We start from the raw sequence: 2,159 nt of genomic DNA on the forward strand, positions 1-2,159 counted from the left end.
GCCAGCTGGGCCTTGCCCACCGCACCGATCTGCTCGCCGACCTTCTCGCCATCCTTGAACACGACCAGGTACGGAATCGAACGCACGTGGTACTTCGCGGCCAGCGCACGGTTGTGGTCAACGTTGACCTTGGCGATCTTGGCGCGGCCCTGGTAGGCATCGGCCAGCTCGTCCAGCGCCGGGGCGATCATCTTGCAGGGGCCACACCACTCGGCCCAGAAATCGACCAGCACCGGTTCCTTGGAATTCAGTACTGCGCTATCAAAGTCGGCGTCGCCGACATGTACAACCTTGTCGCTCATCTTGGTTTCTCGTCTTGGATTGCACCCGGCCATGCCGGAGGTGGGTGAACTGGGCCTTGCCCGGTGGCGCGACCCTCGTCGTTGCCTCGCGGCGCACTGCCGCGGTGCGTTCGGCGGGATGCCTGGACGCTCACGGCCGGCAGTGTACCCCTATCGCGGGGCAGGGACAGGCGCCGTCTGGAACCCAGCGTATCGTGATCGCTTCGATGCCCGGTATGTGTCGGATTTCACTGTCCTCCTGTACATGGGGCTGGCAGTGCGCGACACCAGCGCCCCAGACCGGGCCGTTCAAGTCCAGTGTGGCTGGGTGAAGGTGGCGTCTCCGGGTGCCGTGAGACACCGCATTCCGGTTTGCCTGCCCGAGTGCGTTAAACTGGGACATTGTGCGGCGCACGGACCGAGGGGTCCCGGCCTGCCAACCCGCCGCAGGGGCCGCAGTTTGCGACGGTTCCCCTAGACGCTGAAGTGCCAGCCGCCCCAAGGGCCGGCGGCCATACCAAGACGGACTCATGAGCGACAAACCGCTGACCGATTTGACCTTTTCCTCCTTCGAGCTGCATCCGGCCCTGCAGGCCGGCCTTGAAGGAGCCGGATTCACCCGCTGCACCCCGATCCAGGCGCTGACCCTGCCGGTCGCGCTGCCCGGTGGTGATGTTGCCGGCCAGGCCCAGACCGGTACCGGCAAGACCCTGGCCTTCCTGGTCGCTGTCGTGAACCGCCTGCTGACCCGTCCGGCGCTGGCCGACCGCAAGCCGGAAGACCCCCGCGCCCTGATCCTCGCCCCGACCCGTGAGCTGGCCATCCAGATCCACAAGGATGCGGTGAAGTTCGGTTCCGACCTGGGCCTGCGTTTCGCCCTGGTCTACGGTGGCGTGGATTACGACAAGCAGCGCGAGCTGCTGCAGCAGGGTGTGGACGTGATCATCGCCACCCCGGGCCGCCTGATCGACTACGTCAAGCAGCACAAGGTGGTTTCGCTGCATGCCTGCGAGATCTGCGTGCTCGACGAAGCCGACCGCATGTTCGATCTGGGCTTCATCAAGGACATCCGCTTCCTGCTGCGCCGCATGCCGGAACGCACCATCCGCCAGACCCTGCTGTTCAGCGCCACCCTCAGCCATCGCGTGCTGGAGCTGGCCTACGAGCACATGAACGAGCCGCAGAAGCTGGTGGTCGAAGCCGAGACCATCACCGCTGCCCGCGTGCGCCAGCGCATCTACTTCCCGGCCGACGACGAGAAGATCCCGCTGCTGCTGGGCCTGCTGTCGCGCAGCGAAGGCGCGCGGACCATGGTGTTCGTCAACACCAAGGTGTTCGTCGAGCGCGTCGCCCGCTCGCTGGAGAAGGCCGGCTACCGTGTCGGCGTGCTGTCCGGCGATGTGCCGCAGAAGAAGCGCGAGAGCCTGCTCAACCGCTTCCAGAAGGGCCAGCTGGAAATCCTGGTGGCCACCGACGTCGCCGCCCGTGGCCTGCACATCGATGGCATCAAGTACGTCTACAACTACGACCTGCCGTTCGATGCCGAAGACTACGTGCACCGCATCGGCCGTACCGCGCGCCTGGGTGAAGAAGGTGATGCGATCAGCTTCGCCTGCGAACGCTACGCGATGGGCCTGCCGGACATCGAGGCCTACATCGAGCAGAAGATTCCCTCCGAGCCGGTCACCAAGGAACTGCTGACGCCGCTGCCGCGCCCGGAACGCCCGGCCCCGGCTGCAGGCGAGGAAGGCGAGGACAACGAAAGCGTCGGCCAGATCTTCCGTGAAGCGCGCGAAGCCCGCGCCGCCGAGGAAGAGCGTCGGGGTGGTGGCCGCAGTGGCGGTCGTTCCGGCAGTGGTGGTGGTCGTGGTGGCCGTG

The 2,159-nt window shown here is 66.1% G+C and carries 2 protein-coding genes; one reads left to right on the forward strand and one right to left on the reverse strand.

All coding sequences use genetic code 11. The annotated features are described in order from the left end of the window. A partial coding sequence (gene trxA / locus N5E02_RS20870; RefSeq protein ID WP_279946730.1) for a thioredoxin occupies positions 1-302 on the reverse strand: 302 nt, incomplete at its 3' end. Between the two features lie 509 nt (positions 303-811). On the opposite strand from trxA, the gene rhlB reads away from it, so the two are divergent. Next, positions 812-2,159: ATP-dependent RNA helicase RhlB (rhlB, locus tag N5E02_RS20875; RefSeq protein WP_279946731.1), on the forward strand; the 1,348-nt coding region annotated here is incomplete at its 3' end.

Origin of the sequence: Stenotrophomonas sp. GD03777 (genome assembly GCF_029842485.1) — a bacterium.
Taxonomy (GTDB): domain Bacteria; phylum Pseudomonadota; class Gammaproteobacteria; order Xanthomonadales; family Xanthomonadaceae; genus Stenotrophomonas; species Stenotrophomonas sepilia.